This window comes from Paraburkholderia podalyriae, from assembly GCF_014397785.1.
GTDB classification, from domain to species: Bacteria; Pseudomonadota; Gammaproteobacteria; order Burkholderiales; family Burkholderiaceae; genus Paraburkholderia; species Paraburkholderia podalyriae.
The window spans coordinates 1-22,794 of record NZ_VZQQ01000082.1 but is presented as its reverse complement, the minus strand read 5'-3'; the positions used below and the strand labels follow the sequence as shown (position 1 = coordinate 22,794).

At 64.4% G+C, this 22,794-nt stretch carries 24 protein-coding genes, 1 tRNA gene and 1 pseudogene; 12 read left to right on the top strand and 14 right to left on the bottom strand.

Annotated features, from left to right (window positions below):
- A pseudogene (locus F6X42_RS43570) lies at positions 1–203 on the top strand (IS4 family transposase); the annotation flags it as partial.
- 460 nt (positions 204–663) lie between these two features.
- On the opposite strand, the gene ltrA reads toward F6X42_RS43570, so the two are convergent.
- The 3 genes from ltrA to F6X42_RS38000 form a co-directional block, all read right to left on the bottom strand.
- Positions 664–2,031, bottom strand: a complete 1,368-nt coding sequence (gene ltrA / locus F6X42_RS38010; protein WP_187639012.1) for a group II intron reverse transcriptase/maturase — start codon at positions 2,029–2,031, stop codon at positions 664–666.
- 520 nt (positions 2,032–2,551) lie between these two features.
- Complete coding sequence (locus F6X42_RS38005) at positions 2,552–3,769, bottom strand: tyrosine-type recombinase/integrase (RefSeq protein ID WP_187639011.1); 1,218 nt, start codon at positions 3,767–3,769, stop codon at positions 2,552–2,554.
- A gap of 183 nt (positions 3,770–3,952) precedes the next feature.
- Positions 3,953–4,037: transfer RNA gene (locus tag F6X42_RS38000), tRNA-Leu, on the bottom strand.
- 143 nt (positions 4,038–4,180) lie between these two features.
- On the opposite strand from F6X42_RS38000, the gene F6X42_RS37995 reads away from it, so the two are divergent.
- From F6X42_RS37995 to F6X42_RS37955, 9 genes are all read left to right on the top strand, one after another.
- Positions 4,181–5,275, top strand: a complete 1,095-nt coding sequence (locus F6X42_RS37995) for a LacI family DNA-binding transcriptional regulator (RefSeq protein ID WP_187639010.1) — start codon at positions 4,181–4,183, stop codon at positions 5,273–5,275.
- Between the two features lie 82 nt (positions 5,276–5,357).
- Positions 5,358–6,440 (top strand): ABC transporter substrate-binding protein, encoded by a 1,083-nt coding sequence (locus tag F6X42_RS37990; RefSeq protein ID WP_187639009.1) that lies wholly within the window; start codon positions 5,358–5,360, stop codon positions 6,438–6,440.
- Entirely contained in the window at positions 6,437–7,261 is an 825-nt protein-coding gene (locus F6X42_RS37985) for an ABC transporter permease (protein WP_187639008.1), read from the top strand. The genes F6X42_RS37990 and F6X42_RS37985 overlap by 4 nt, the downstream gene beginning before the upstream one ends.
- A gap of 50 nt (positions 7,262–7,311) precedes the next feature.
- Positions 7,312–8,226 (top strand): ABC transporter permease, encoded by a 915-nt coding sequence (locus F6X42_RS37980; protein ID WP_246530450.1) that lies wholly within the window; start codon positions 7,312–7,314, stop codon positions 8,224–8,226.
- Positions 8,223–9,269, top strand: a complete 1,047-nt coding sequence (locus F6X42_RS37975) for an ABC transporter ATP-binding protein (protein WP_187639006.1) — start codon at positions 8,223–8,225, stop codon at positions 9,267–9,269. Before F6X42_RS37980 ends, F6X42_RS37975 begins: the two co-directional genes overlap by 4 nt.
- A gap of 57 nt (positions 9,270–9,326) precedes the next feature.
- Positions 9,327–10,151: a phosphodiesterase gene (locus tag F6X42_RS37970; RefSeq protein ID WP_187639005.1), complete on the top strand. Its 825-nt coding sequence runs from the start codon at positions 9,327–9,329 to the stop codon at positions 10,149–10,151.
- A gap of 186 nt (positions 10,152–10,337) precedes the next feature.
- Positions 10,338–11,537, top strand: coding sequence for an MFS transporter (locus tag F6X42_RS37965; RefSeq protein ID WP_187639004.1), 1,200 nt, complete (start codon positions 10,338–10,340; stop codon positions 11,535–11,537).
- Between the two features lie 229 nt (positions 11,538–11,766).
- The gene (locus F6X42_RS37960; RefSeq protein ID WP_187639003.1) at positions 11,767–12,198 is read left to right on the top strand and encodes an STM2901 family protein; all 432 of its coding nucleotides are present in this window, start codon (positions 11,767–11,769) and stop codon (positions 12,196–12,198) included.
- Positions 12,198–12,551 (top strand): DUF1493 family protein, encoded by a 354-nt coding sequence (locus F6X42_RS37955; RefSeq protein ID WP_187639002.1) that lies wholly within the window; start codon positions 12,198–12,200, stop codon positions 12,549–12,551. Before F6X42_RS37960 ends, F6X42_RS37955 begins: the two co-directional genes overlap by 1 nt.
- Before the next feature lie 22 nt (positions 12,552–12,573).
- Here F6X42_RS37955 and F6X42_RS37950 read toward each other — a convergent pair whose 3' ends face one another.
- The 5 genes from F6X42_RS37950 to F6X42_RS37930 all read right to left on the bottom strand — a co-directional run bounded on the left by F6X42_RS37950 (position 12,574) and on the right by F6X42_RS37930 (position 14,914).
- Positions 12,574–13,005 carry a response regulator gene (locus tag F6X42_RS37950; protein ID WP_187639001.1) on the bottom strand — a complete coding sequence of 144 codons (432 nt, stop codon included), beginning with the start codon at positions 13,003–13,005 and terminating at the stop codon, positions 12,574–12,576.
- Positions 13,006–13,025: 20 nt separating this feature from the next.
- Positions 13,026–13,658, bottom strand: coding sequence for a response regulator (locus F6X42_RS37945; RefSeq protein WP_187639000.1), 633 nt, complete (start codon positions 13,656–13,658; stop codon positions 13,026–13,028).
- A 62-nt stretch (positions 13,659–13,720) separates the two neighbouring features.
- The gene (locus F6X42_RS37940) at positions 13,721–14,293 is read right to left on the bottom strand and encodes a ferritin-like domain-containing protein (RefSeq protein ID WP_187638999.1); all 573 of its coding nucleotides are present in this window, start codon (positions 14,291–14,293) and stop codon (positions 13,721–13,723) included.
- 189 nt (positions 14,294–14,482) lie between these two features.
- Positions 14,483–14,644 carry a DUF1328 domain-containing protein gene (locus tag F6X42_RS37935; protein WP_006052455.1) on the bottom strand — a complete coding sequence of 54 codons (162 nt, stop codon included), beginning with the start codon at positions 14,642–14,644 and terminating at the stop codon, positions 14,483–14,485.
- Between the two features lie 93 nt (positions 14,645–14,737).
- Positions 14,738–14,914 carry a DUF1328 family protein gene (locus tag F6X42_RS37930; RefSeq protein ID WP_027198173.1) on the bottom strand — a complete coding sequence of 59 codons (177 nt, stop codon included), beginning with the start codon at positions 14,912–14,914 and terminating at the stop codon, positions 14,738–14,740.
- A 157-nt stretch (positions 14,915–15,071) separates the two neighbouring features.
- On the opposite strand from F6X42_RS37930, the gene F6X42_RS37925 reads away from it, so the two are divergent.
- Positions 15,072–16,580, top strand: coding sequence for a sensor histidine kinase (locus tag F6X42_RS37925; RefSeq protein ID WP_376776504.1), 1,509 nt, complete (start codon positions 15,072–15,074; stop codon positions 16,578–16,580).
- Positions 16,581–16,798: 218 nt separating this feature from the next.
- Complete coding sequence (locus tag F6X42_RS37920) at positions 16,799–16,936, top strand: entericidin A/B family lipoprotein (RefSeq protein WP_184022056.1); 138 nt, start codon at positions 16,799–16,801, stop codon at positions 16,934–16,936.
- A 257-nt stretch (positions 16,937–17,193) separates the two neighbouring features.
- Here the strand turns inward: F6X42_RS37920 and F6X42_RS37915 are convergent, their stop codons facing one another.
- From F6X42_RS37915 to F6X42_RS37890, 6 genes are all read right to left on the bottom strand, one after another.
- Positions 17,194–17,991 carry a DUF4397 domain-containing protein gene (locus F6X42_RS37915; RefSeq protein WP_187638997.1) on the bottom strand — a complete coding sequence of 266 codons (798 nt, stop codon included), beginning with the start codon at positions 17,989–17,991 and terminating at the stop codon, positions 17,194–17,196.
- Between the two features lie 422 nt (positions 17,992–18,413).
- Positions 18,414–19,343, bottom strand: a complete 930-nt coding sequence (locus F6X42_RS37910) for an EamA family transporter (protein ID WP_187638996.1) — start codon at positions 19,341–19,343, stop codon at positions 18,414–18,416.
- Positions 19,344–19,781: 438 nt separating this feature from the next.
- On the bottom strand, positions 19,782–20,024 hold the full coding sequence (locus tag F6X42_RS37905; protein ID WP_187638995.1) for a pentapeptide MXKDX repeat protein: 243 nt from the start codon (positions 20,022–20,024) through the stop codon (positions 19,782–19,784).
- Positions 20,025–20,116: 92 nt separating this feature from the next.
- Complete coding sequence (locus F6X42_RS37900) at positions 20,117–20,920, bottom strand: molybdopterin-dependent oxidoreductase (RefSeq protein WP_187638994.1); 804 nt, start codon at positions 20,918–20,920, stop codon at positions 20,117–20,119.
- A gap of 63 nt (positions 20,921–20,983) precedes the next feature.
- On the bottom strand, positions 20,984–21,628 hold the full coding sequence (locus tag F6X42_RS37895; protein ID WP_187638993.1) for a cytochrome b/b6 domain-containing protein: 645 nt from the start codon (positions 21,626–21,628) through the stop codon (positions 20,984–20,986).
- Between the two features lie 48 nt (positions 21,629–21,676).
- Positions 21,677–22,549 carry a DUF1223 domain-containing protein gene (locus F6X42_RS37890; protein ID WP_187638992.1) on the bottom strand — a complete coding sequence of 291 codons (873 nt, stop codon included), beginning with the start codon at positions 22,547–22,549 and terminating at the stop codon, positions 21,677–21,679.
- Positions 22,550–22,794 lie beyond the last annotated feature (245 nt).

The following is a 22,794-nucleotide window of genomic DNA, read 5'->3' as shown; positions in this document are numbered from 1 at the left end:
TTCTTGATCAACTCGTCAGAGATACGGCGCGCACCGCACAGGCGCCGCCTCTGTCACGTAGCCTCATCAAGCTCGCCCAACTGGGCGGCTATCTCGCACGCGCCAACGATCCTCCGCCCGGCAATAAAGTCATCTGGCGCGGCATGCATCGTCTTGTCGACATCCAGATTGGATACTCGTTGGGGCGTGAAAATAGTGGGTAATCACAAGATAGGAGCCTAATCGATGTTTCGATCTGAGCAGCGATCCACCACCTTGCAGTGTCCTCATAGAGATTCCCTCAGGCTGTTATCGATAGGCCGTACTGGTATCCAACGCGCATTCCTGGTTTTCCTAAGCGAATGAACTGCTGCTCCGCCGCCCTACAGTTGGACCGCTGGCAGCCCCCGAGCCGTCAGAAATGTGACTGCGTTACCAGTAAACAGGTTGTCGCGAGCACAGTTCGCGCATTGATATACGAGTCTCAATCTCGTGAGCAGCGAACGCGGCCGGCCCCTCGACGCGACCCAAAATTCCGCTTTGTTCCCGCGAGAGCCGTCCGTCCTGTGGGGGCAAACGTGGGGGCAAAATCGCCCCAAATCGGCATAGGGGGCAGCCTGAGGCTGCGCCCCTGCCACACCACCCGGCATGCGGGTCCGCACCGGGCGGTTCGGGAAGTTGAGGTTAGGAGAGTCGGGGCACACCCAGCTGATCGAAGTAAGTGATGGTCAGCACGCTGTTGAGGAGCTTGCCGCTGTTGCACCACCAGCGGCGACTGTTCGCCGCCACCTGTTGTGCCACAGAGCATGACGCGCCCAGCGCGCGCAGTTCCCGGTAGATGGTTGAGCCACGGCGCCAATGCTTAAGCTGGATGGCGCGTAGTCGGTGGCGCAGCCACTCATCCAGCTCACGCCAGACTCTGGGGGTTTGCGCCAACCGGAAGTATGCCCTCCAGCCCTGCACATAAGTCCGCAACCGTGCCACCACGTCCTTCATGCTGCGCCCGCCAGATCGGCGGGTCAGTTCACGAATGCGGTGCCTGAACGCCAGCAGCGGTTTGGCCGCCACCTTGCGCTTGACCACACCGCCTGGAGCCACCCATAAGCTGTAACCCAGGAACTTGCGACCGAACACACTCGCGAGCGCACTTTTGGTCTCGTTGACCTTCAGGCGCAATCGCCCATACAGACGTCGCAGCAGCACCATTACCCGTTCGCCCGCGCGGCGGCTACGAACATACACGTTCGCATCGTCGGCGTAGCGCGCAAAGCAGTGGCCCCGCCGCTCCAGTTCCTTGTCCACCTCATCCAGCAACACGTTGGCCAGCAGCGGCGATAGCGGCCCGCCTTGCGGCGTGCCCTGGGCTCGCTGCTGAACCACTCCATCATCCATGATGCCGCTGTTCAGATACGCCCTGATCAGCCGGATTACACCAGCGTCTCCAATGCGTTTCTGTAGGCGGTCGATCAGGATGTCGTGGTTGACCCGGTCGAAGAACTTCTCCAGGTCAACGTCCACCACGATTCGCCGGCCTGACTGCACGTACGACTGCGCGGCAAGCACCGCATCGTGTGCACGCCGTCCGGGCCGGAAGCCGTAGCTATGCTCGCTGAAGGTGGGATCCAGAACCGGCTGCAGCACCTGCAGCAGAGCCTGCTGGATCAACCGGTCCGTTACCGTCGGGATATCAAGCTCGCGCTCGCCTCCGTCCGGCTTCGGAATCGTCACCCGCCGTACCGGGCTGGGCCGGTACGTCCCCTTCAGCAGTTGTTCACGAATCGCTGGCCACGCCGTCACCAGATGGCGCGCAGTCTGGTCAACGCCCAGACCATCCACCCCAGCGGCTCCTTTGTTGGCCCGCACCCGTTTGAACGCCCGCTTCAGGTTCTCTCTCGTCAACGCCGCTTCCAGCAACGCTGACCCTGTGCTCCCGGGTTCATGCCGCGGGCAGCCGGCTTCGTCGCTCACAGGTACATGCGCAGCTTCACCACGCGCTGCTCCCGCTCGCCCCGTTTGCACGGGCATCTGACGCATTGCCTGCCGCATCGGCATATCCCTGAACACTCCTTCCCGTTCGGTCCTTCGTCACCAGCTTCAGCCTTGCCGACCTGTCCTGTGACTACTACGACCTCGGCTGACTTCTCGCTCCGGTTCGACACCGTTGCCCTTTCAGGCATGAGGCGAGATCTCCCCAGGTAAGAACGCACTCCTTCACCGCACAACCGCCGGATTTACGGCACCAATCCTTGACCACAAGAGCTTCGCAGATTCGTGCCCGCTCGCCCTGATCGGTGCCGCCTCATATCCGGTTCTTGTCCATCGGCTCACGGCTTTGCTCCACGCTTCCTCCCCACGCTCGGTCACCCTTACGCAGTTGCGCTTCACTTCATTCGCTGTGGTCAGCTTATGGGAGGACTTGCACCTCCAGGAGTGCGCCCATGCTGGGCGCACACGAAAAAGGCTCTCAGAGCCGAAGCCATGAGAGCCTTATATCTATTGGTCGGGGCGAGAGGATTTGAACCTCCGACCACCTGCACCCCATACTGTCGCTCGAACTCACACCGATTCGGAGTCAGCCTGCCACGCCACCAATACGAATGATCTTTGCGCCCGCCTTCAGCTTGTCTAGATAGTCCGCCCACAACTGCATCATCACTCGGCGCTCCCTGATGAACTTAGTCCGGTTATACGCCGAGCCAAGATTGTCCGGTACGGCATGTGCAAGTTGGTGCTCGATCACCTCTGGTTTCTGCTCCAGTTCCTCGTGCAGGATGGTACGGGCCATCGCGCGAAAACCGTGGCCGGTAATTTCCGTTCGGGTGTCATAACCCAGTCGTCTGAGTGCGGCATTTATCGCCGCTTCGCTCATTGGACGCAACGTCGAACGAGCGCCGGGAAAAACAAAACGCCCCTTGCCGGTGAGTGCTTGCAACTCCCGCAGGAGAGCCACTGCCTGGGTTGCAAGCGGCACCAGATGCTGAGTCCGCGTCTTTGTCACTAGATAGCGCCACTCCCCCTTATCTAGGTCGAATTGCGTCCACTCGGCCCGACGAAGCTCCCCAGGCCGCACGAACAGCATCGGCGCGAGCTTGAGCGCGCAGAGCACGGGAAACGTCCCCGAGAAGCCATCGAAGGCCCTGAGCATTTCCGCCACCTTGGCGGGTTCGGTGAGCGCAGCAAAGTGCTTTTCTATTGGAGGCGGAATCGCCCCGATCAGGTCTTTTGCCGGATCGCTCTTTGCCTTGCCTTCCTTGATCGCATATCGGAAAACGCGGCTGATTTCACTGCGTACCCGGTGCGCTGAATATCGCGCACCCCTACTATCGATCCGCTTGAGCACCACCAGAATCTCGGGCGCGTCGACCTCGGTGATAGGACGCTTGCCCAGCCAGGGGAATACGTCATTTTGCAGACGGGCGAGTGTCTTTTCGTGCTGACCGATCTGCACAACCGACTTGCGCTCCTCCAGCCAGTCGCGGGCTACACCCTCAAATGAATTGTTGGCGTTGAGCCTTGCGGCGCGCTTATCAGCCTTTTTTACGTCGCTCGGGTCGATCCCGGCCGCCAGTTGCTCACGCGCCGCACTTCGCTTCCTGCGCGCTGCCGCGAGCGATACGTCAGGGTACACACCTAGCGCTAAACGTCGTTCTCTACCACCGAATCGGTATTTGAGGCGCCAGTATTTCCCTCCCGACGGCGCAATCTCCAGATACATCCCGCCACCGTCAGTCAGTCGATAGGCCCTCTCGCGAGGGGCTGCGCTACGCACAGCAATGTCAGTCAGGGGCATGAAGACCTCCTGGGGGCATTTTTTGCAAGGACGTCGGCTACTCACCAACATTCCCCCTAAGATGCCCCCACATGCCCCCGGATGTCAATGGAACTCCGCGAATTTTCTGGGAAACAAAAAACCCTCGAAGCATTGCTGCATCAAGGGTTCAAGGAATTTACAGGAATCAAGTGGAATACTTCTTGGTGCCGGGGACCGGACTTGAACCGGCAGGCCCGAAGGCGGCGGATTTTAAGTCCGCTATGTTTACCAATTTCATCACCCCGGCAGGGGTCGCAATCGCGCGTGGACGCGAATTCTACCATCGCGTCGCGGCAGCCCCAAAAAGCGCCCGACACCCGCATTCATCCCCAAGTCATAAACGTTTCCGATAATCCGCTCACGTAAACGATTACAGCGGGCAGAAAACCGATGACCCCGACGATCAAGGATGTCGCCGCCCACGCCGGCTTTTCCATCGCCACGGTATCGCGCGCGATCAACGCGCCGCACACCGTGAACCCCGTCACGCTCGACAAGGTGCGCCAGTCGATCGACGCGCTGAACTTCCGGCCGAGCCCGCTCGGCCGGCAATTGCGCGGCGAGCGCACGCGCCTCGTCGGCGTCGTTCTGCCGACGCTCGCGAACCCGGTGTTCGCCGAATGCCTGCAAGGCATCGACGATCTCGCGTCAGCGCAAGGCTATCGGCTGATGCTGATGACCACACAGTACGACGTGGACCGCGAACGTCACGCGATCGAAACGCTGCGCGAGCATCGCGTCGAAGGGCTGATCCTGACGGTCGCCGATGCCGACACGCATCCGCTGCTCGACGAACTCGACCGCGACGGCCTGCTGTACGTGCTGATGCACAACGACACGGTGCGCCGCCCGTCGGTGTCGGTCGACAATCGCCTCGCCGCCTACGACGGCGTGCGCCGGTTGATCGCGCACGGCCATCGCCGCATCCTGATGCTGGCCGGCTCGTTCGCCGCGTCGGATCGCGCGCGCCAGCGGCATCTCGGCTACACGCAGGCAATGCAGCAGGCCGGCCTCACGGCCGCGCCCGCGCTCGAAGTCAATTTCAATGCCGAGGAACTCGCGCCGTCCGTGCTCGCGCACCTGACGCACGGCGCAAACCGTCCGACCGCCCTCTTCTGCAGCAACGACCTGCTCGCGATGGTCGTGATGCGCGGCCTGCGCCGCGCGCGTCTGAAGATTCCGCAGGACATGTCGATTCTCGGCTTCGACGGCCTCGCGATGGGCGAACTGCTGTCGCCGGCGCTCGCGAGCATCTGCGCGCCGAATCGCGAGATCGGCTGCGCGGCGTGGCAGCGTCTGCTTGCACGGATCGGCGGCGCGCGCGACCAGCGCGCGTTCTCCGCAAGCTCGCTCGCGTTGACCTTGCCGCACAGCGTGCGCGAAGGCGCGACGATCGCGGCGCTCGGCTCGCACCCGAATCTCGACGGAGCGTCGCCGGCCCACCCGCCGAGCGCTGCGGCAGCCACGGAAAAGCCGTTCGCATAAGAAGCCAAACGAAGGCACGCGCATACGCGCGCCCAGCTGTCATCACCAACTCGCGTAACCCATCCGACCCAGGAGACCCGCAGTGATCCGCTCACCCTCACGGTTCGCATCCTCGCTCAAACCGCTGTGGCAGAAACTCTCGCACGCCGCCGCGACCGTACTGCCGGCGAGCCTGCTCGTCGCCGGCGCGGCGCTCGTCGCGCTCGCGCCGCAAACCGCGCGCGCCGACGAAACCGCGATCTGCTACAACTGCCCGCCCGAATGGGCCGACTGGGCGAGCCAGATCAAGGCGATCCAGCAAAATACCGGCATTCGCGTGCCGTTCGACAACAAGAACTCGGGACAATCGATCGCGCAACTGATGGCCGAGCAGAAAAGCCCGGTCGCCGACGTCGTCTATCTCGGCGTGTCGTCGGCCTTCCAGGCTAAGAACAAGGGCGTGGTCCAGCCGTACAAGCCCGCGCACTGGGACGACATCCCCGCCGGCCTGAAAGACCCGCAAGGCTACTGGTTCACGATCCACTCCGGCACGCTCGGCTTCTTCGTCAACAAGGACGCGCTCGAAGGCAAGCCGGTGCCGCGCTCGTGGGCCGACCTGCTGAAGCCCGAATATAAAGGCATGATCGGCTACCTCGATCCGTCGAGCGCGTTCGTCGGCTATGCGGGCGCGGTCGCGGTCAACCAGGCGCTCGGCGGCACGCTCGATAACTTCGAGCCGGGCCTCGACTGGTTCAGAAAGCTCAAGGCGAACGCGCCGATCGTGCCGAAGCAGACGGCGTACGCGCGCGTGCTGTCCGGCGAAATTCCCATCCTGCTCGACTACGACTTCGACGCCTATCGCGCGAAGTACAAGGATCACGCGAACGTCGAGTTCGTGATTCCGAAGGAAGGCACGATTTCGGTGCCGTACGTGATGAGCCTCGTGAAGGGCGCGCCGCACGAAGCGAACGGCAAGAAGGTGCTCGATTTCGTGCTGTCCGACGAAGGCCAGAAGCTGTGGGCGCAGGCGTATCTGCGGCCGGTGCGCGCGAGCGCGATGAGTGCCGCGACGGCCGCGCAGTTCCTGTCCGCGAGCGAGTACGCGCGCGCGAAGCCGGTCGACTTCGCGAAGATGGCCGACAAGCAGTCGAGCTTCGGCGAGCGCTATCTGCAGGTGATGCATTGAACGACGTCACGTTCCCGCTGCGCTGGCGCATCGCGTTGCTCGCGCCCGCGCTCGCGGTGTTCATCGCGTTCTGGCTGCTGCCGATGGGCGCGCTCGCGCAGCTCTCCGGCGGCGGCCACGGATTCGCGACCTATCGCGCGATGGTGACGAATCCGCGCTATATGTCGAGCCTGGGCGCGACCGTGGTGCTGTCGGCGGCGGTCACGGCGGCCACGCTGGTGCTGTCGGTGATCGCGGGGCTGCTGCTCGCGCGACGCGAATTCGCCGGCAAGCGCACGCTGCTTGCGCTGCTGACGTTTCCGCTCGCGTTTCCGGGCGTCGTCGTGGGCTTCATGGTCATCATGCTCGCTGGTCGTCAGGGGCTGATCGGCGCACTGTCGATGAAACTCGCCGGCGATCGCTGGGTGTTCGCGTATTCGATGAGCGGCCTGTTTCTGGGCTACCTGTACTTCTCGATTCCGCGCGTGATCGTCACCGTGATGGCGTCGGCGAGCAAGCTCGATGCATCGCTCGAAGAGGCCGCGCGCTCGCTCGGCGCATCGCCGTGGCGCATCATGCGCGACATCGTGCTGCCGGCGCTGTCGCCTGGACTGATCGCGGCGGGCGCCGTCTGCTTCGCGACCGCGATGGGCGCGTTCGGCACGGCGTTTACGCTCGCCACCGACATCGACGTGCTGCCGATGACCATCTATACCGAGTTCACGCTGAACGCGAACATGGTGACGGCCGCGGGCCTGTCGATCGTGCTGGGCATCGTCACGTGGGCGGTGCTCGCGATCGCGCGCAGCGCGAGCGGTTCGGGCGTGGCGGCGAGCGCATGAGCGGCACGTTGCCGGAGCCCGGCGTTCCCGAACAGAACGACCCCCTGCCTATGAACTCAATCACCGCCCGTTCGCCGTCTTCGCAGCGGGCAGCGGGACCGCACACGCGACGCGCGTGGCCTTCCACGCGAAGCTGGCTCGCCGCGGGCCAATGGTTCGTCACGCTACTGCTGTGCGCATTCCTGATCGTGCCGGTCGTCATGTCGATCGTCGCGGGGCTGACGGTCAACTACTTCAAGGGCGTGTCGAGCGGGCTCACGTTGCGCTGGCTCATCGAGGTGTGGACCCAGTATCACGACTCGGTGTGGCTGTCGCTCGAAGTGGCCGCGGCGACCCTCGTCGTCACGCTGCTGACCGGCGTGCCCGCAGGCTATGTGCTCGCGCGCGGCAAGAGCCGCTTCGCACGCGTCGTCGAAGAGTTTCTGGTGCTGCCGATCGCGCTGCCAGGCCTCGCATCGGCGCTCGCGCTGCTGGTGGTTTACGGCGGCTTCACGGCGTTTCGCATGAGCGCGGCATTCATCGTCGTCGGGCATGTGGTGTTCACGCTGCCGTTCATGGTGCGCGCGGTCGCCGCGGTCTGCGCGAGCAGCAATCTGCGCACGCTCGAAGAAGGCGCGGCCAGCCTCGGCGCGGGCTTCTTCACGCGCTTCGTCACGATCGTGCTGCCGAACGCGCGGCCCGGCATCGTCGCGGGCGCGCTCGCGGTGCTTACACTGTCGATCGGCGAATTCAACCTCACGTGGATGCTGCACACGCCCGATACGAAGACGCTGCCGGTCGGCCTCGCCGATACCTACGCGTCGATGCGCATCGAGATCGGCAGCGCGTACACGATCCTGTTCTTCATCATGACCATGCCGCTGCTCGTCGCGATGCAATGGCTCGGCGTCGATGCGACCGGCCAGCGCAACGCGTCGAGGAAGCGCGGCGCTACCTTTTCCGCGAAGCCCATCGACACGCCATGAAACTGACATCGGTTCCCATCACGCTCACGCAGTGCGCCAAAACGTTTCGCGGCACGCGTGTGCTCGAATCGCTCGATCTGTCGATCGGCGCGGGCGAAACCCTCGTGCTGCTCGGACCGTCGGGCTGCGGCAAGACGACGACACTGCGCCTGATCGCGGGTCTCGAAACCCCCGACGCAGGCGGCCGCATCGCCTTCGGCGACGACGACGTGACCACGCTGCCGATCGAAAAACGCGCGGTCGGCATGGTGTTCCAGAGCTATGCGCTGTTTCCGAACCTGACAGTGCGCGGCAACATCGGCTACGGTCTGAAGATCAAACGCGTGCAGGCCGCAGCCGCGCGAGAACGCGTCGACGAACTGCTCGGCATGATGCGGCTCACCGCGCATGCCGACAAACCGATCGATCAACTGTCCGGCGGCCAGCGCCAGCGTGTCGCGCTCGCGCGCGCGCTCGCGGTGCAGCCGCGCGTGCTGCTGCTCGACGAACCGCTGACCGCCCTCGACGCGCGTCTGCGCGACGCATTACGCAGCGAGATGAACGTGCTGTTGCGCGAACTCGGCATCACGACTGTCTACGTGACACACGACCAGGCGGAGGCGATGGAACTCGGCGATCGCATCGTCGTGATGAGCGCGGGGCGGATCGAGCAGATCGGGTCGCCGCGAGACATTTACTATCGTCCAGCCAATCGCACGGTCGCGCAGTTCGTCGGCACGATCAACCGTGTCGCGGGCGAGCCGCGCGACGGCATGCTGACGACGACCGGGGGCGCCGTGCCGTTACCCGCGCATGCGTCGAACCCCGGTGGCCAGCACGAAATCTTCTTTCGCCCCGAGGACGCGCGGCTCACCGACCCCGCGCTCGCGCAGCTGCGCGGCCAGATCGAAAGCACCGCGTTCCTCGGCGAACGCACGCGTCTGACGATTGGCGGCGCCGCGCCCGAGCCGCTCTTCGTCGACGTCGCAGGCCGTATCGAGCTCGCGCGCGGCACGGCGGTCGGCATTTCGATCGGGCAGGACGCACTCATTGCGCTATCGTAGGTAAAAGCGGCGCCGCATCCTGGCGCTCAACACGAAGGAACCCGAAGGACCTCTGTCATGCTGCTGGCTCAAATTAGCGACCTGCATATCAAGCAACCCGGCGTGCTCGCGTATCGCCGCGTCGATACCGCCGCCTATCTCGCGCGCTGCGTCGATGCGCTCAATGCGCTGACACCGCGCCCCGACGCGGTGCTGATCACCGGCGACCTCGTCGATCAGGGCGATCCGCAGCAGTACGCACACCTGAAGACGCTGCTCGCGCCGCTCGCGATCCCCTACTTCCTGATGGTCGGCAATCACGACGAACGCAATGCGTTGCGCGCGGCGTTTCCTGAGCGACAAGAACTGCTAAGCGGCGGCGAGTTCGTGCAGTACGCACGCGATGTCGGCCCGCTGCGCGTGCTCGCGCTCGATTCGCTGGTGCCCGGTTCGAGCGCCGGCATGCTGTGTGACACGCGGCTCGCGTGGCTCGCGCAGCAGCTCGATGCGGCGCGCGGCAAGCCGGTCGTGGTCGCGCTGCATCATCCGCCGTTCGCGTGCGGCATCGGACATATGGACGAGATCCGGCTCGATCAGGCGGCGTCGGACCAGCTCGCCGCGTTGATCGCCCGGCATCCCAACGTCGAGCGGGTGCTTTGCGGGCACGTGCATCGGTCGATGTTCGTGCGCTTCGGCGGCACCATCGCGAGCGCGATTCCAGCGCCCGCGCACCAGGTGGCGCTCGATTTTCGCGAGGACGGACCGTCGATGTTCGTGATGGAGCCGCCCGCCTACGCGCTGCATGACTATGATCCGGCGACCGGCATCGTCACGCATCATGCGTATATCGACGCGGCCGACGGCCCCTATCCGTTCTACGACGCTGGCGCGTTGATCGACTGAATCGATCGACACGCTTCGCTCCAGCCCGATGCCGGACGCGCGGGGAGCCTCGCCGGCTCGCGTCCGTTTCGGCGCTCGCGCAGGCCACCGCGGGCCGTCGTGGCCGTCAGCATGAACCCCGCCACTCCGGTATGATCGGCACGCTTGAGGACCGCGCATGGGCCGGTCCGTCGATCCGCCTCTGTCATGTCCACTTCCGACGCTTCCACTTCCGCTTCCTCCGCCCCGTCGTTGCGCGGCCTGTTGCTGCTGCTCGCGACGATCGCGGGTGTCTCGGTCGCGAACATCTATTACAACCAGCCGCTGCTCGACAACTTCCGCCGGTCGTTTCCGGGCAGCGCGTCATGGGTCGGCGCGGTGCCGGCCGTCACGCAGCTCGGCTACGCGGCCGGCATGCTGCTGCTCGCGCCGCTCGGCGATCGCTTCGACCGGCGTCTGCTGATCCTGCTGCAGATCGCCGGGATGTGCGTCGCGCTCGTCATTGCGGCGTCGGCGCCGACGCTCGCTGTTCTGATCGTCACGAGTCTCGCAATCGGCGTGCTCGCGACCATCGCGCAACAGGCCGTGCCGTTCGCGGCCGAACTCGCGCCGCCATCCGAGCGCGGCCACGCGGTCGGCACCGTGATGAGCGGCCTGCTGCTCGGCATTTTGCTAGCGCGGACCGCGGCGGGCATCGTCGCCGAATACTTCGGCTGGCGCGCGGTCTTTGGCGCATCGGTCGTCGCGCTGCTCGCGCTCGCGGTCGTCATCATCCTGCGTTTGCCGAAGAGCCAGCCGACCTCGACGCTGCCGTACGGCAAGCTGCTCGTGTCGATGTGGCATCTGGTGACCGAGCATCGCGCGCTGCGCGAGGCATCGCTGACCGGTGCGGCGCTGTTCGCGGCGTTCAGCATTTTCTGGTCGGTGCTCGCGCTGCTGCTCGCGGGCGCGCCGTTTCATCTCGGGCCGCAGGCGGCGGGGCTGTTCGGCATCGTCGGCGCGGCCGGCGCGCTGGCCGCGCCGCTCGCCGGCAAGTTCGCCGACCGGCGTGGACCGCGCGCGATCATCACCGTGTCGCTGGTGCTGGTCGTGATTGCGTTCGTGATTTTCGGCGCGTCGGCAAAGAGCATCGCGGGCCTCGTGGTCGGCGTGATCATTCTCGACATTGGCGTGCAAGCCGCGCAGATTTCGAATCAGTCGCGCATCTACGGGTTGAAGCCCGATGCGCGCAGCCGCGTGAATACCGTCTACATGGTCGCGTATTTCATCGGCGGGGCGCTTGGCTCGGGTGTCGGCGCGATCGTGTGGCCGGTGTTCGGGTGGATCGGCGTCAGTATCGCGGGGATCGTGTTTGCCGGGCTCGGCGCGTGGAATCATTTGCGGTTGCCGGCGCGGGCTGGGCATTGATATCAGGCTGACCAGCGCCGGATAAGAACCGTCTTGTCGATTTGCCACCGCTGGGGGCAGCCTGGCAACGCCTGTCGCATTCCGTCGCGCGGAATCATCCTGCGCCCATTTCATAATTCGTCGTTACTGGATAGCTTAACGGACCGGTGTGGCACGAGTCGAAGACTCGCGCCATTGTTCATAGACGTGTTACGCGTCGTCCCCTGCCCGATCAAGTCTGCACGCCGGTATGTCGAATACATATAACTACGGAATACACAGCGAACTAACCCCTTCGCAACTTTTCCTTCTAATCGCCGTGGATGAAACCATGGCCGAAATCGGGATCAGCGATGCCGTCGGTGCCGCCATGATCGTCGCAGGCTCGCGCTTCATTCCGACGCGAGGCAAATTTGGCGGGGCGGTAAAAGGCACGTCAGTGGCGTCGAAGCTATCCCGCTCGCTATTGCCCTTCGAGTTAAAGCATCGAATTCTGCCTACCTTCACGTCATGGACCAGCGTCGTACTACTGCGCGTGAAGTTGACGAGCCATCTGGGCGTATTCGTCGGTCGAGCAATTCCCGGAGTGGGGTGGATAATCACCGCATCTGACGTGGCAATAATCGGCTACAAGACGGTTAATGCATATAACCGCCTGGTGAAACCGGAGGATCGTCTGTAATGAACGATGTATGGCTCGATCTCGCCCAGTTCATCCGCGAAATGCGCACTCCCGCCGGGCTGCCTCTCGACGACAAGCTGACCCGCGACATGGATCTGTATCACGATCTGGATTGGGAGCCAGCGAAAATCGTCGAGGTGATGCAGGCATGGGCTGAGCGCTTCCATGTGGACCTGCGCGATTTCGACGTCGCTTACCACGTTCCATCCGCCAACATGCGAAAGCGCGACATCGTCGCCGCCGCATTGAAATCCCCGTTCAGTTCCAGCGCGCGAGAATTACTGGGTGGACGTTCGCTTACCCTTGGGATGCTCGAAGAAGCGATGAAGCGCGGAGCGTGGAAACCTGACTAGATACATCCGCCCGCGCAGATTCTTACACCCCGCCGCCCCGCCCCAACGCATACTCATGCAGCGCATCGAGCACGCGATCGAACTCGAACGATTTGTCGTAGAAGTGCCGCACGCCATACTGCTCGCAACGCTCGCGGTACGCGGGCAACGCGTGATTGGTCAGCACCGCCGCGAACATCGAATCGATCAGCCCCTCGCGCTGCAGATGCGCGAGCACCGGCACGCCCGAGCCCTGCTTCAGCTGCAAATCGACGATCACCGCGTCGAACGCTTCGTCGCCGAGCAACGCGATCGCCTGCTCGGCCGAATCGGCGTAAGCGGCCACCCGCAGCAGGCCCGACGCATCGATCGCCTCGACGAGACTGCGGCGGATCAGCGGCGAATCCTCGATCAGCAGCACGCGCAACGGCGCGCGGTTGGCTGGCTCGGTAGCGGGGTTCGGTTCGCTGTTCATCGGGATGTCTCGATCGTCCGTCATTCGATCAGGCCGTTCTTGATCGCGTAATACGTGAGGTCCGCGTTGTTCGCGAGACGCATCTTCTCGAGCACCCGCGCACGATACGTGCTCACCGTTTTGACTGACAGATGCAGCTCTTCGGCGATCGCGGTCGGCAACTGGCCGGCCGCGAGCTTGCGGAAGATCTGGAATTCGCGCTCCGACAGCGCTTCATGCGGACGCCCAGCGGCGGGCTTGTCGAGATTGTCGGCCAGCGTATCGGCAACCGCCTCCGACAGATAGCGATGCCCACGCGCGACCGAGCGGATCGCGCGCACGATTTCTTCCGGCTCGCAGTCCTTGTTCAGATAACCGTTCGCGCCCGCACGCAGCAGATTGATCGCGTACTGGCTCTCGGGATAGCCCGATAGAATCAGCACGCCCTGCTCGGGACGCACCTGCTTGATCACACGCAACGTATCGATGCCGTTCTTGTCAGGCATCGCGATGTCGAGCAGCACGACGTCGAATGCCTGCTCGCGCACGAGGCCGATCGCTTCCTCGCCGGTCGCGGCCTCGGCGGCGACGCACATGTCCGGCTCGTCGGCGACGAACTGTCTGAAACCACCTCGAACGATCGCATGATCGTCAGCTATCAGCACTCGAATCATCGGTTGGGTATCCGTTGCAAAGGGAGTCGCTCCTATCGCTTCGCGCTGCTACTCCCGCGCTGCTACTCCCGACCTGACAGCAGATCCGCCATATCGTCGGCATGCTCTTCCTCGACCGACAGAATCTCCTCGAACAGCCGGCGCGTGGTCACGTCCTTGTCGCCGAGGTAGCGGATGATCTCGCGATACGTATCGATCGCAATGCGCTCGGCGATCAGATTCTCGCGGATCATGTCGGTCAGATCGGTGCCTTCCTTGTATTCCGAATGCGCGCGCGTCTTCAGGCGATCCGGCGCGAAATCGGGCGCGCCGCCGAGTTGCACGATGCGCTCGGCGAGGCGGTCGGCATGCTCCTGTTCCTCGCTCGCGTGCTCGGCGAACTCGGTCGCCACCGCTTCCGAGTTGATGCCCTTCGCCATGAAGTAGTGCCGCTTGTAGCGCAGCGTGCAGACGAGCTCGGTCGCGAGCGCGTCGTTGAGCAGCTTGAGCACGGTGTCGCGGTCGGCGCCATAGCTCGAGGTGACGGGACCGTCCGATATGTGCTTGCGCGCATCGTCGCGAATCTTCTGCAAGTCCATCACGAACGAGCCGCTGGACTGCGATGCCGTGCCATGGGCGCCAGATTGCTTTGTCATCGAACTTCTCCTTTATCCGGTACGGGGAATCGCGCATCGGCATGAATCACGCAGATGCGCCGATGGGACCGACGGCGCTTCGGGCGCGGGCGTCTCGATCAGGAAGATTCAAACGCCTCGCGTCCGCGCGCCTTGTTGCCTGCCTACGTATTACGTGCCTATGTATCGCGTTCATCCAGACCGGTCCAGCTAGGTTCGGAACACGCCGAGCAGCAGCGTGACCACGAACACGACGAGGAAGATGTAGAACAGGATCTTCGCGATTTCGGCCGCGCCGGCCGCGATGCCGGTAAAGCCGAACACCGCCGCGATGATCGCAATCACGAAGAAGACGATGGCATAGTGAAGCATGGCATTTCTCCCTTTTGTTGGCCTTCACATCGACTACAAGCAAACTGCTCGCCTGCTAACAAGGCGCGGCCCGCCACCACGGCGATGGCTGCGCTAATCGATCATTTTCTTCGTCACGACGAAGCCCAGCACGAGGAACACCACGCACAGCACGACAAAGACGAAGAACAGGAACTTCGCGATCGCCGCCGCGCCGGCCGCGATGCCGGTAAAGCCGAGAAGACCCGCGATCACCGCGATGATCGCGAAGAACAGTGCCCACTTCAGCATGATGGCCGCCTCCCGAAACATTGAATGAACGATCGGATCCATGCTATCGATGCGCGGCGCCGCGCGCATTCCGACGTCCGCCGTTTTTCGTGTGAGAATCCGCTTACATTGGATTACGACGACGTTACGCGCGCGGTTTCGCGCGATGCTGGCGTCGATGCCCGTTCTGGAGCCGAAAGTGTCGAATGTGCGGAACCTGCCGGAACAACAGTGCGCGCGCGCGACGGCGCGTCTCGCCGACTGGATGCGCAATCGCAGCTGGGCGATCGCGATGACGGTGGCGATCGTCATCACGGTGGGCGGCCTCGTGATTCTCGAGACCGCGCGTCAGCGCATCACCGCCGAGTACGAGACCGCGCTCGAAGCGCGCGACGTCACCGTGCGACTGAGCACGCTCGCGAGTGACCTGGCGCGTCTGGACGCCCAACAGAACCGGTTTCTTCTGACGAAGGACGACGCGTCCGCCCACGCATTCTGCGCGAGCGCCACGCGCATCCGCGACACCACGCAGCAGCTGGACCACTTCTATCGCGGCGGCCGCGCGGACGGCGCGGAACTCGCCAGCTTCACGCAGATTCTCGCGCTGATCGACGCGCGCATCGGCGCGGGCGCCGCCGCGATGCAGCGCGCGGCGCCACATCCGCTCGATCTCGGCGTATGCGGGCCCGCGAGCGACGTCAATCCGGCGGACGCGTCGCTGATCGACAGCACGCTCACGCTGTTGCGCGACAACGAGGAGCGTCGCGCGCAGCACGCGCTGGCCGCGAGCCGCGCCGATCAGCGGCTGTCGACGCTGTGCGCGGCGGGTTTGTCGGCGCTGAACATCGTGCTGTTCATTCTGCTGTTTCGCAATCTCGGCATCCAGATCGACCGGCAGGCGCGCGCGCAGCGTCAGCTGATTACGCAGCAGGAGGAACTCGACCAGCTCGTCAATGAGCGCACGCGCCAGCTCGAAGCGCTCGGCTGGCATCTGCAGGCGGTCAGCGAAAACGAAAAAACGCAGCTCGCGCGCGAGTTGCACGACGAACTCGGCGCGATTTTGACCGCCTGCCGGATGGACGTTGCGTGGGCGCGCCGCAAGCTGAAGGACAGCGAGCCGGACATCGCCGACAAGCTGCAGCGCGCGCTCGCCAATCTCGACCAGGGCATCGCGTTGAAGCGGCGCATCATCGAAGACATGCGACCGACCGTGCTCGCCAATTTCGGGCTCGTCACCGCGCTGCGCACGCTCGCCGACGAAGCCGCGCAGCGCAACAACTGGACGCTCGAGCTGCACCTGCCCGCCGACGATGTCCAGCTCGACGAACAGACCGAGATCGCGCTATTTCGCGTCGCGCAGGAGTCGCTGACGAACGCCGCGAAGTACGCGCGCGCCTCGAAGGTCGGAATCGCATTGCGGGTCGGCGACGGCGAGGTCGCGCTGCATATCGCGGACAACGGTGTCGGCATCATGCCGGCCGATCTGAAGCGCACGCATACGCACGGCCTGCTCGGCATGCGCCAGCGCGTCGCCGCGCATGGCGGGCGCTTCGAGATCCGCCGTGGCGCGCTGAACGGCACCGACATCGACGTCGTGATGCCGAGCGCGAGCACCGCGACGCCTTCGGTCGATCTGCCGCTGGCGTCGCCGGCCGCGCCGACCACTTCGTCGCAAAGCCCCGTCTGAGTGGGTCCCGGCGCGGCGCCGCGGAGCCGCTGTAGGAGTGCGCCGACGCAAACACCGGAGCACGCCTACAACAAAATCGCGGCACGGCCGACAGCGCCGCCCCTGCCCTTTTTTTACCATGCAATCAGGCCGGTTCGAAACCGGATCGAGACCTCATCGACTGGCATGGCCCCGGTCGGACGACATCAACCGATGCATTCTCGACTAGGAGAACTTTCATGACTCGACTGATCGCTTTGCTTGTGCTCGCAGGAACCGCCATGCTTGTCACGGGTTGCAACACGATGGCGGGCGCGGGCGAGGACATTTCGAAGGGTGGCCACGCCATCACGAACGAGGCGGAGAAAGCGAAATAAGCCGGCACATGGCAGCAGGAGTTGGAGAGCCCGTCGCGGGATGCCGCGGCGGGCCTTTTTTATGATTCGTTTGCTTGCCGGCTTTCGACGCGACGCGTTGTCGGAACGCGGTAAAACAGAACGGCGACCCACTCGCGTGGATCGCGGTGCCGTCCCCCCCAACTTCCGATCGTCCGAAGTCCTTTTATTGTCTGGCTAGCGCGTGCGGCCTATCGACGCTCGGGCCACGACGCTCGTCCGGCGATCGGCGGCCCTCGTCATTGCCCGGTCAAGGTATTCGATAGTTCCACGCTCGGCGTACTCGTGTTGCCGTTCTGCGCGATCAGCAGATGAATCTGCCCCGGCACCAGCTGGCTCAGCGGGCCCGCGATCGGCACCGACGTGATCAGCCAGTCGGCGTTGTTCGCCAGCGAGAACGGGTTCGACTGGAAGATCGGCGTCTTGCTGCCGGCCACGGTCGCGATCAGCACGTACTGGCCGCCCGACACGTAGATCGAATCCTGGCCGCTCGCCGGCACCGCGTTCTTGAACGACACGCCGGGGATCGTCGGCGACACGCTCGTGATGCTGGTGGCGGTGGCCTGGACGAGGTAGAGGTCGAGGTCCGTCGCGTTCGCCGACGCGTTGAAGCCGCGCACGCGCGCGCTACCGGACAGCAGGCCCTTGTCGAACGGATCGTCGATCAGGCCGATGTCCGGCGCGGACAGACCCGGCAACGCGAGCACGGTGTACACGTGGCCCTTCGCGACGTCGGGGAAGTTACCGCTCGCGAGCGCGGTCTTCGTGCCGGTCGCGGCGTACGCGACGCTCGTCGCTCCCGTGTCGATATTGGTGAGGTTGGTCACGCCTTTATACGAGACGTTGGTTTGCCCGGATGGCGCGCTGCCGTTGACGAGGAAGTCGACCGCGGGTCCGCCTGGAATCGCGTGAATGAAGTGGATCTCGGGATTGGTCAACCCAAGCTCCTTGCCTGTATCGCTGCCGCCCCCGCCGCCGCATGCGCTCAGGACCGCCGCGGTCGCAACGACCGCCACCATGGTTCGGATCATTTTCATTGTGTTCACCTGTCTTTATGTCGGGCATGACGCCCATCTCCCATTGACACGTGGGCGAGCGCGGGAAACCTCGCGCTCGCCCCCTCCCGTCCACGCCGCAGGCGCGCGGGTTTTGTCGATTGGCGCGTCTCTGTTGGTGGACGCCCGCAATCAGCAATGGCTGTGCCGTGGCGCTAACATTGGCGTGCGGAAACTGACGAACGTCTTGCGGTTCAACGGATTACCGGGATCTAGAATTTTTCGTCGGCGCTCGGGCACGGCGCGCGGGGTACGTTTGTGCGGCTCCCCACTTACACGGTCCCTGCACGTCTTACCCATACTGACTCGCCGAGCTCGAGCTGGGCTTTACACGTCTGCGCAATCAGCGGGGACGGCGGGCCTTTGAAAGCGGGCGCGCGGTTCGACCGGAACCCGCGCCGCTATCAGGCGCTGCCCTTCTTCCGGTAATCGAACCAGAAAGACAGGCCGACGCTGATCAGAATCACGATCGTCGCGATCACCGTCGAGCGCGTGACCGGCTCGCCGAGCAGCAGCGCGCCCAGCGCGACCGCGACGACCGGATTTACGTACATGCAGCTGCTCGCGATGATCGGGCTCGTGTGGCGAATCAGAAAACCGTACGCGACGTACGCGGCCATCGTGCCGATCAGCATCAGATACAGAAACGCGACGAGCGGCAGAAAATGCAGCTCGAGCATCCGCTCGCCCGACACCCACGCGACCAGCGCCGAGATCGCGCCGCCGAGCCCGATCTGCAGTGCGGTCGACACAAACAGGTCCGACGGCAGCTTCAGCCGCCCGGCCAGATGCGCGCCGCCGGCCCAGAACAGCGCGCCGCACAGAATCGCGAGACTGCCGCTCGCCGAGCCCGGCGTGCTGTCGCCGTGACTCAGAATCACGATACCGGCGAGCCCGAGCCCGACCGCGAACCATTCGCCGCGGCCGATCTTGCGTCCGGCGACGACCGCGATCACGGTCGCGAACAGCGGCACGGTCGCGACCATCACGGCGGCGGTGCCGGTGCCGACCGTGCGCATGCCGTACGCGAGCATGCCGCTCGACAGACCGACCAGCATCGTGCCGACGAGGCCCGCATTGCGGATTTCAGCGAGGCCCGGCCAGATCGGCTTGCGGCGCGCGGCGAACACGAACAGACCGATGCCGGCGAACAGGTTGCGCAAGCCCGACATCAGCAGCGGCGGAAACGAGCCGAGCGCGACGTGCACCGCGAGATAGGTCGAGCCCCACACCAGATAAACGACGGCGAGCGCGAGCGCGATCTGCCCGTTGCGCGACTGCGGCAAACGCAGCGGCCAGCCACGCGGAGAAAAAACTGAGCGTTGCGGCGACATGCGTTCAGCCCGCCGTCGCCACTCGACCCGCGCGATGCGCTCGATGCCCGCAAGGCGCCGAGCCTGCGTCGATACCTTTGGGGCGGGATGGCGGGCACCGCATCGGCGATGCGGTCGGACGGGCGAGGCTGGCGGACATGTTGGTGGAACGGTAAGACGATGGGCGGCGCCGGAAGCGCCAGAAACGGCTGTGGCGGCAGCATCGCTCGAAACGACACGACGCGGCGCGGCCGCGATGCGCGGCGGCAAGGCTGGCGAAGCCGCGACGCGCACCGCATTATGCAGTAAGCGCCGAGTACGCCGCGCGACAGAATCGTAACTTTTTGGTGTTCCCGCAACAGAAAAGCCGGGGACACATCCCCGGCTTGCATTCAGTTCCGCATCCCTTCGATGCGCGCTCGCGCATCGGCAGGAGCGCTAAGCACCGTGGCCGCGCACTCAGTTGCCCATCGCGCCCGAGGCCTCGTGCTTCATCGCGTCGCCGCCCTTTTTCATCGAGTCGTGCTTCATCGTGTCCTTTTTCATGCCGTCCTTCGACATACTGTCTTTGGACATCGAATCTTTCGACATCGCATTCTTCGACATCTCATCGTTGGACATCGCGCCGCTCGCCTGCGCGAAGGCCGTGCCGCCGCTTGCCAGCATCAACAACGCGATCGTGGTGATTGCAATCTTCTTCATGGGATGACTCCTTGGTAGTGGATGAATCGAAGCCGGCGACAGCCGGCGTGCTTCCGAAGCCGCTGCCGCAAGCGAGCGTGCGCCCGCATGCGTCAGGAGCCTCCGAACCAGTTGTAGCCCTGGTCGACCCAATAGCCGCCGGGATACGTGTTGGTGACGAATATTTCGACGATGTGCTTCGGATTCTTGTAGCCGAGCTTGGTCGGCATGCGCAGCTTCATCGGGTAGCCGTATTGCGCGGGCAGCCGTTCGCCGTCGTAGGAAAACGTCAGCAGCGTTTGCGGATGCAAAGCGGTCGGCATGTCGATGCTTTCGTAGTAGTCGTCCGCGCATTTGAAGCCGACGTACTTCGCCGTCGTGTCCGCGCCGACGCGCCGCAGAAAATCGCTGAATGGCGTGCCGCCCCAGCGGCCGATCGCGCTCCAGCCTTCCACGCAGATATGTCGCGTGATCTGCTCCGCATGCGGCAGCGCGTACAGCTCGGGCAGCGTCCACACGCGCTGGCCGGTTACGAGGCCGCTCAGCTTCAATTGATAGTCCGAGCCGTCGACGTGCGGCACGTCGTCGATGCCGTAATACGCGTTGAATGGAAACGGCCGCGTGATCTGCGCTTCGGTGTAGGTCGGCGCGAGCTGCTTCGGATCGAACAGCGCAGCCTGCGCGCGATCGTTCAGCCGCGACACCGCGGTGAGAAAACGGTTCACGGAAGCGTCGTCGCTCAACGAGCAGCCGGTCAGCATCGACAGGCCGCCGAGCGTCAATAGCTGCTTGCCGAACAGGCGCCGCGACGGCATCGCCAGTTCGCGCTTCGCGTCGAGCAGGATCGATGCGCGGTCGAGCGTGTGGCTGACTCGCTGCGCGGGTCGGCCCGCCGGCTTGTCGATCGGCTTGTCCATGATTCGCTCTCCGTAACGGGTTCGCGTTGCGTTTGGTTGTGCATCAGCAGGATTGGCCGCGGCTCAACGTCCGCGCAGCATCGCGAGCAGCGAACGCGGCACCAGCGCGACCATCGCCAGATGCACGGCAAGAAACGCGGCCAGCAGCGACATCGCGCTGAAGTGCACGACGCGCGCGTTGTCGTAGCCGCCCATCAGTTCGCGCAGCAGCGGAAACTGCACCGACTTCCAGATCGCGAGCCCCGACAGCACGAGCACGATCAGATCGGCGATCACGAACAGATAGGCGAATTTCTGTACCGCGTTGTACACGCGCAGATCGTCGTGCGACAGCTTCCCGCGCAACGCGGCGACGAAATCGCGCAGCACCGTGCGCGGCGTCAGCGGTAGAAACTTGCGCCAGAAACGGCCGCTCGCGAGATTCAGCGCGATATACACGAGGCCGTTGATCACCAGCAGCCACATCCCCGCGAAGTGCCATTGCAGCGCGCCGCCGAGCCAGCCGCCCAGCGTGATCGCGGCCGGAAAGCTGAACGCCGGGAAGATCGGCGACGCGTCGTAGATGCGCCAGCCCGACAGCATCATCACGATCGCGGCGAGCGCGTTCAGCCAATGTGTGATGCGCAGCCACAGCGGGTGAATGACGCCGCGCTTCGGTGCGGCGGGCACGGCGGGTGCGCTGGGACGCAACGCGTGGGGCATGGCCATGGGGCTCTCCTCGAGCAGCGGTGGAAAATGCGGCGTGCGCGATGTCGATCAACGGCACGCGGTAAGGTCGGTCGCTTGCAGCACTTCGCCGCTCGCGTCGCTTTCGACGAAGGCGACCACGCCGAAGCGACCGGCGGCGGCGTCGACGTTGGTGATCGGGGCGGCTTTCGCGTCGTCCGGCGCATCGTGTACGTCGATATCCTGACGAATCCGCGCATGACCCGCGACGAGCGGCACGGGCCCGAACCACGCACGCACGACGCGCTCGTGATGCAGCGTCGCGCCGCGGTTTTCGCCCGCGCCGACCTGCGAGGTCAGCGCGTTCTCATAGACCGCGAGATAGGCGCTCAACGGACCCGCGGTGGCTGCGGCCGTGCTGCTGAACTGCGCATCGACATCGAACGCGCCTGGCGCATGCGGGCTCAGCGCGAGCGCGACGCTCGCCTGCGCGGGTTCGGCGACGAGCTCGTCGATGCGGCGCTCGAAACTGTCGCGTTGCGACCAGTCGCGCAGCTCGCGGCCCGCGACGAAGACTTCCGGCGTATAGATCGTGTGCGCGCCCCCGAGATGGGTCAGCGTCTGTTGACGTTCGGTGAAGCGATGCTGTGAAAAGCGGTCGGTCCAGCCGAGGCTGTTCCAGTAGTCGACGTGCAGCGCGAGCGGCACGACGCCGTGCGCGGCGCCAGCGCTTTTCCATTGACCGAGCCAGCGGTCGGCGGGCGGGCAGCTGTCGCAGCCCTCGCTGCTGTACAGCTCGACGAGCGCCATCCTGTGCGCGGGGCTGTGCGTGGCGCACTGGGGACCGGCCGCGTCGGCCGCACTGATGCCAGAACCGCTCAGCAGAAGCAGCGCGAGGCCGGCGGCGGGCGCCGAAAAAGACGTAAAGCGCTGAAGTATCGAGCGACTGTGCGCGGTCGACATGACGTGCTCCGATCGTAATGTGCACGTTTGTCGAACCGCGCGGCCGGTTATGACAGGCTCTTTTAATTTTTTCCGGCGTGGGCGGCGTGGGGTGCGCGAGCGAACTCTCGCCGGCGACTCGAGGGTGTAAAAATTTTTGTGTAAACGGTCATTTGGCAGGAAACTGTCAGCAACAGGAGCACAGATGACCGTAGCGAAACGCAACAAAAGAGAAAAACCCGATCCTGAACTCGTCAAGCTGGCAG